Below are 6,728 nucleotides of genomic sequence, written 5' to 3'. Positions count from 1 at the left end.
ACTCATCGCCACTGTTTGACCACAACGAACGAAGTGAGTGGAGGGAGTTTGGCGATGCACCCACGGAACCGAGCTTCTTCGTGGAGTCGTCGCCCCCCGGGGGCGACGACCGCCTCGGCATGAGCCCCCAGCCCATTCCCTCACCCCCCGCGCGACGCGCAGCAGCAGCCAATCAGAACGCCGAGCAAGACCCTCCATCACTGACGTCCAGGCAGCCAGACAGCTGCGGCTGATTCCGTACCTTCCCCCACTCGGCCGCCAGCGGATCCGATTGCTTGTCGTCCGCCGACAACCCGCGGATCAGCGACGCCGCCGTGCAGATGTAGGGCTGCGCCAGGTTGCGCCCGTACACGCCCGATTCGAACTGCGACTGGAAGCGCGACTGCAACGCCTCGCGCGTGATGCCCAGGATGTCGAGGTTGTTGAACTGCCCCGCGCCCAGCACCAGGTTCGCACCCTGGAACGTGATCACGTAGCCGGTCGGCGAGGTCAGCGTCCCCTGCGTGATCGCGTAGCTGCCTTCCGGGCTGGTCGGCGTCGCCGTCGTCGCGAGCGCGCCGGCCAGCGCCGTCGCGGCGGTGTCGCCGTCCTGCAGGCCGGTCACCGTGTACGTCAGCGGCGGGATCGCGCCGGCCGGCCCGTTCGCCGGCGTCGCGGCCACGTTGACCGTCGGCTGCGTCGGCAACAGCACCTGCTGCCCGGTCTGCGGCAGCGCGATGCCCGACACCGAGCAGGTCCCGGTGTCGCCGAACGCGCAGCCGTAGTAGCGGATCGCGCCCGAATCGGCCGCCAGGCCGGTCACCGACGGCGCCCACACGCTCCAGCGCGTGCCGGCCGACAGCGTCGCACCGGTGCCGAAGATCACCTGCGTCGGCGACACGATGTCCAGCCGGCCGACCTCGTTGTCCATCGAGATCGAACGGTTCAGCGTGATGCTGCCGGCCGCCTGCAGCAGCGCACTCGCGCCGCCCTGGCTGTCGGTGATCGCGAGCGTCGAGAACCCCGCGCCCGCCGCATCGAACGATGCCGCGCTCGCCGCATCCACCACCAGGTTGCCCGCGGTCACCACCGACAGCGAGCCCGGCGGATCGAAGGCCAGCGTGCCGATCTGGTTCTGCGCATTCGAGAGCGTCACGCTGTTGCCGCCGCTGCCCTGGATCACCAGCGTCTGCACGCTGATCGGCCCGGTTTGCGTCACCGCGCCGCTGCTCATCAGCCCGAGCGTGYCGACCGAGTTCTGGCCGCCCAGCACGATGCCGGCCGAGCCGTTGCCCTGGTTCTGCAGCGTCAGCGACACCGCGTCGTGGTTCGCCAGCGCGCCGCCATCGAGAGTGATCTGCCCGACATGCCCCGCCGAACCGACGACGATGCCCTTGCCGGCCGTCACGCCGCCGACGTTGTCGCTCGCCGGCTGCAGCCAGCTCGCGTCGACATAGAACTCGTCGCCCGGCTGCGCCGCCGCCTGCGCGCGCGGGCCATTCGGCGCGCGCACCCCCGCACCGCCGCCGGTGTCGGCGAGGCCGATCCGGATCGCGATGTCGGTCTGCTCGGTCAACCCGCCGTTCGCATCCACGCCCAGCGGCCGGAAGTTCACATACCCGGTCGTGCGGATGAACGGGTTGAACGAGGTGCCGAGGTCGAGCGCCGTGCCGCCGCCGCTCTCGCCGCCGATCACGACGTTGGCGCCGGTCGAACCCGGCGTGCCGTCGCTCGGGCCGCTGTCGATGTGCAGGCCGTTGCTCTCGCCGGCGTTGTACTGCACGCCGATGCCGCCGCTGGCGTTGGCCGCCTGCCCGGCCAGCGTGATCGTGCCGGTGGAGTTCTCGGCGCCGGCGATCGACAGGTTGCTGTAGCGCAAGCCGATCGCCGGACTCGTCTCGACCAGCGCGAAATTCGCATCGTCGCCGCGCCCCGCCAGCCGCACCGAGCCGGTGCCGGCCGAGAGGTTCAGCGTGCCGATGTCCAGCCCGACGGCCTGCCCGCCGGCATTGCTGATGYGCGTCGCGATGCCGCGCAGGTCGATCGTGCCGGCCTCGGTGGTCAGCGTGCCGCTGCTGATCTGCAGGCCCGAGCCCGCGCCGGCCGTGCCGAGCACGCTGATGTCGTTCGCGGTGATGTCGGTGCCGAAGATCGCGACGCCCGATTCGAAGGTGCCCGTGCCGCCGGCACCGCGGATCACGACGTTGCCGGCGGTGCCGGTCGTGCCGCGCGTGTCGATGCTGCTGCTGTTCAGCGCGACGCCGGCGATCTGGCCGTTGCCGCGCGCGAAGCCGCTGCCCGGCAGCGCGCCGCCGCTCACCAGCAGGCTGCCGCCGCCGGTGGACAGGGCGGCCCCATTGATGCTGATGTTGCCGCTGCCATTGCCGAGGGCGTCGCTCAGCAGGTTGATGTCCATCGGGCCGGCGCCCTTCACGGTGATCGAACTGCCGGTGCCGAGCACGACGCTGTCGCGTGCCCGCAGCGTCAGGATGGTCGCTACGGTACCGGCGCTGCGCACGATGGCGGCGTTGTCGGCCAGCGTGATGTTGCCGGTCGTGGTGCCGATGTTGCCGGAGTCGGTCAAGATCTCCATGCTGGTGCCGACGTCGAGTGCAGCCGAGAGGGTGTCCGCGCGGATGTTGGCGCCCGGAGCGGTCGGGGTGAACGTGCCGTCGGTGGTGGTGGCGCCGTTGGTCGAGATCGTCACGTCGGATGCGTTCAGCACCCAGGTACCGGTCTGGCCGCCCGCCGCGCGGGGGCCCGAGTCGACCGTGCCCTGGCTGATCAGGGCGCCCGAGGTGCTGTCGGTCAGGCTGAGTGCCATCGCGAGGCCCGAGGTCTGGATGCCGCCGCCGTTGCCGCCGTTGATGCCGCCGCGCGCATGCAGCGTGCCGTACATCTCGAGCACGCCGAACTCGGTGCGCGGCAGGCCGGTCGGCGAGGCGGACACCATGCGGTTGAGCAGGGCCTCCATCGTGATCGACCCGCCATCGCCGGTGCCGGTCGCATCGGCGCTGACGAGGGTGTTGCTGGTGACCACCAGCGAGCCGGTGTCGGAGCCGCCGACCGACACACTGCCGCCGCCGGTGGCGCCGTCGGCGGTGATGAGGGTCGAGCCGGTGGGAGCCGCCGCGCTCGGTGCCGCGCTTGCAGAAGGGCGGCCGGGCCGCGCCGCGGCGGCGGCCGGGATGAGGCCCATGTCGTTCAGCGCGATGTCGCGCCCGCGGAGCGTGATGCTCCCGCCGAGGCCGACGGTGCTGCTGGCGTCGAGCACGGCGCCGTTCAGGACCAGCTGCGAGGCGGCATCGCTGCCGGCGTCGATGTAGATCGTGCCGCCCGCGCCGGTCGTGCTGTCGGTGCTGACGGTGCCCTGGATCGTGATCGTCTCGCTGCGCGGGACGCCTTCCGTGGCGGCCCCGCCGATGCGGATCGCACCGCCGCTGGCCAGCGTCTGCGAGTTGAGGCCCAGCAGCACGCCGCCGCTGCGCTGGGCCGGCGTGTCGGTCGCCACCTGGATGAAGCCGCTGGTGGTCACCGGCGTCAGCGTCGCGGTCTCGACGGAGGTCAGCGTGATCGAGCCGCGCGGCGCGCTGATCGTGCCCGACTGCTCGACGCCGTCGCGCGCGATCAGCAGGATCGAGCCGCCTGCGCCCGCCTGGATCTGCGGCACCAGCGGGTTGTCGGGGGCCAGCACCTGCACGCTCTGCCCACCGGTCGGCCCGACCGTGCTCTCGAAGTTGATGTTGCCGCCGTTGATGAAGCCGGCGTAGTTGTTGGCCGTCATGTCGGCCGACAGGTCGAGCGTGGTCGCCACCAGCGAACCGACGTTCACCTGCGCCGTCGGCCCGAACACGATGCCGGTCGGGTTGACGAGGAACACCCGGCCGTTGGCACTGATGCCGCCGTAGATCTCGCTGGCCTGGATGCCGTTGGCATTGCCGGTCACGCGGTTGATCAGGATGCTCTGCGCGTTCGGCTGCGTGAAGTTGACCCTGGCGCTGCTGCCGACGCTGAAGCTCTCCCACTCGACCAATGCGCGGTTGGTGGCGCTCGCGTTCTGCGTGACGGCGAGCGTCGGGTTGGCGCCGCCGGTGGCCGTGCCGACGGTGGCATTGATCTGCGCGCCGCCGGGCTTGACGACCGGCAGCTGCGTGACGGCCGGCGCAGCAAAGGCCGGCCCGCCGAGCGCAAGCGCAGCGGCCAGCGCGACCGGCAGCAAACGGGGTTCGAAGCGGGCGGGAGACGAGAGGGAGCGGGTTGCCATGATGGGGATCCTCAGAATGCGTGCTGCAGCTCGACCAGGAAGCGGGTGCGCTTGTCGTCGGCTTCGGAGGTGACGGGCTCGTCGCCACGCCGCGCGACGGCGGCCTTCAGCGTGAAGAGCTCGGGGTTGGTGTACTGCACGCCCAGGCCGGAGCCGTGCAGGTTCAGCGTGTTCGGCCGGCCGTCGTCGTCCGGGCGCTTGAAGCGTTTGCCGTGGCCGGCGTCGTAGAACACGAAGCCGGTCCACTGCGGGTCGATCCACAGCCGCAGCTCGGTGTTCAGCACCGCGGCCTCGTCCGACGAACCTTCGGCCGACGGGTAGGCGCGCACGCCGCGCGCGCCGCCGAGCGTCATCTTCTCGGCGTTGTCGAGGTTCTTGCTCGCGAACTGGCCGACCAGCCCGACGAACAGCGACACCCGCGGTACCACGGCCTGCAGCCGGTTGACCTGCAGGCCGAGCTTGCGGAAGCTGCCCTGCGTCGCGCGGTCACCGAGCGTGGCGTCGTAGTTGCGATAGTCGTCGCTCTCGATGTCGAGCTTGCCGAACTGCAGCGAGAGGTTGCCGCCGGTGAAGCCGCCGCCGGCGAACGCGTCGCGGTTCTCGAACGACAGGCCGAACTCGCCGCCGCGCACCTTCTTCTCGGTGGTAGCGCCGAACTCGTCGACCAGCTTCTTGCTCGTCAAGGCGACGCGGCCGACCAGGTTGCGGTCGCGCGTGCGGATGAAGGGGTACGACAGCGACACATCGGCGACGTTGGCCGAGCCGACCGCGCCGGCACCGGCGAAATCCTGCCCCAGCTCGTACTCGACGCGCGAGATGCCGGCCCCCAGCCGCCACGCGGTCGAGCCGAGCGGAATTTCGTAGCCGAGCCGGCCGACCAGCGTGCCCTTGCCGCTGGAGACGGAGGCGCGCAGGTCGAGGTTGTCGCCCGAGCCGGTCGGGTTGTTCCAGCGCAGCAGCGCGCCGGCGCGGTAGCGGCCGGTCGTCTCGGAGCCGTAGTTGTCGGCATCGACGCTCGCGTCCCAGCCGCGGCGTGCCTCGGTCTGCACCGCGATCGCGTAGCGGCCTTCGTCGCCGGTGGGCAGCAGCGTCGACTTGGCGCCGACGCCGGGCCAGTCGTTCAGCGTGTACATCGCGCGGTCGAGCGCCAGCACGTCGAGCGGCTCGTCCTTCGCGATGCCGTTGCGCTCCAGCACCGCGGTGATCTTCTGCGGCGAGATCGGCGGCTTGTCGGGGCTCTCGACCGTCACGCGGACGATGCGTGGTTCGACGATCGCGATCTGCAGCACGCCTTGCGCGAGATCCTGCGTCGGGAAGCCGACGCCGACCAGGCCGTAGCCGCGCTCCTCGTAGAAGCGGCGCAGCGCGACCGCGACCACCGCGAGGTCGGTGGCGACGATCTCGCGGTTCAGCCAGGGCTTGACGACCTGCTGCAGCTCGGCTTCGGGCACCGCCTTGGTGGGGGTGAAGCGGACCGCGGTGATCGTGAACCTGACGACCGGCTTCGCCGCAGCGGCGCGCGGCGCGGAGGCGGCATCGGCGGCCTGTGGCGCGTTGCGCAGCGCGGGGGCTTCGGTCTGGCCGTGGGAGATCAGCGGGAATGCCAGGGCCAGCGCCATCGGCAGCGTGCGCAGAGGGAAGTGGATCATGTTCGTTCTCATCGCGCGGCCACAGCGTTGAACACCTGGAGGCGTCCATTCCCGATGACGTTGAAGGGGGCCCAGAAGAACGGATGCGCGAAGCGGCGGTTCTTCTGCACCTCGAGTTCGGCCTGCTGCATCGCGCCCATCAGGTCGCGGCCGCCGGCCAGTTCGCGGTACAGCCGGGTCATCAGCAGGTCGGTGGATTCATCGGCCACCGGCCACAGCGACGCGACGATGCTGTTCGCGCCGGCCGACAGGATCGAGTGCGTGAAGCCGACGATCTCGTCGCCGCGCGCGACCTTGCCGAGCCCGCTCTCGCAGGCAGACAGCGTCATCAGGCGCACGCCGTCGAGCTTCAGGTTGTAGATGTCGCGCGCCTCCAGCAGCCCGGGCTCGCTGGGGGTGGAGGCCAGCAGCACGCGCGAGAACAGCGGGTCGGCCTCGTCGAGCTCGGCGTGCGCCGCGATGTGCACGACACTGGCCGACGCGGCGCCTTCCTTGAAGCGCTGCTTGGTGGCCTCCTGCTGCACGAAGACCTCGCTGCGGCCGAACTGCTGGGCCACCTTCTGCACCTCGCGCTCGGCGCCGGGCAGCGGCGGCACGTCGCGGTCGGTGGCCGGGTTGCCGAAGCCGAGCAGAGACGAGGCCTGCGCGTTGCCGCGCGCGAGCAGCTTCGAGCCCACTGCGGCCGACGGCCACACCGCCAGCGCGCTGCGCTCGACCAGGAAGCCGCGGCCGTCGTGCAGCGCCTGGAACGGCAGGTAGTGCAGCGGGCCGTGCGGCACGACGAACAGCCGGCGCGAGTCACCGAGGTCGATGCCCGACAGCAGCGACTTGTAGAG

Annotated in this window: 3 protein-coding genes; all 3 read right to left on the bottom strand. The window is 71.1% G+C overall.

The genetic code is table 11. The annotated features are described in order from the left end of the window. Positions 1-172 precede the first annotated feature (172 nt). On the bottom strand, positions 173-4,243 hold the full coding sequence (locus tag AC1DXV_RS29385; protein WP_477936961.1) for a beta strand repeat-containing protein: 4,071 nt from the start codon (positions 4,241-4,243) through the stop codon (positions 173-175). Between the two features lie 11 nt (positions 4,244-4,254). Continuing rightward, positions 4,255-5,892, bottom strand: a complete 1,638-nt coding sequence (locus tag AC1DXV_RS29380; RefSeq protein WP_477936959.1) for a ShlB/FhaC/HecB family hemolysin secretion/activation protein — start codon at positions 5,890-5,892, stop codon at positions 4,255-4,257. A gap of 8 nt (positions 5,893-5,900) precedes the next feature. Continuing rightward, positions 5,901-6,728: CHAT domain-containing protein (locus AC1DXV_RS29375; protein ID WP_477936957.1), on the bottom strand; the 828-nt coding region annotated here is incomplete at its 5' end.

The sequence above is a fragment of the Rhizobacter sp. P3_C12 genome (assembly GCF_056402735.1).
Note: the sequence above shows the minus strand (reverse complement) of the source record. Positions and strands in the feature narration are given on the sequence as shown.

Coding starts and splice junctions, on each gene's coding strand:
- AC1DXV_RS29380 (WP_477936959.1), bottom strand. CDS start 5,892: ATGATCCACTTCCCTCTGCGCACGCTGCCGATGGCGCTGGCCCTGGCA.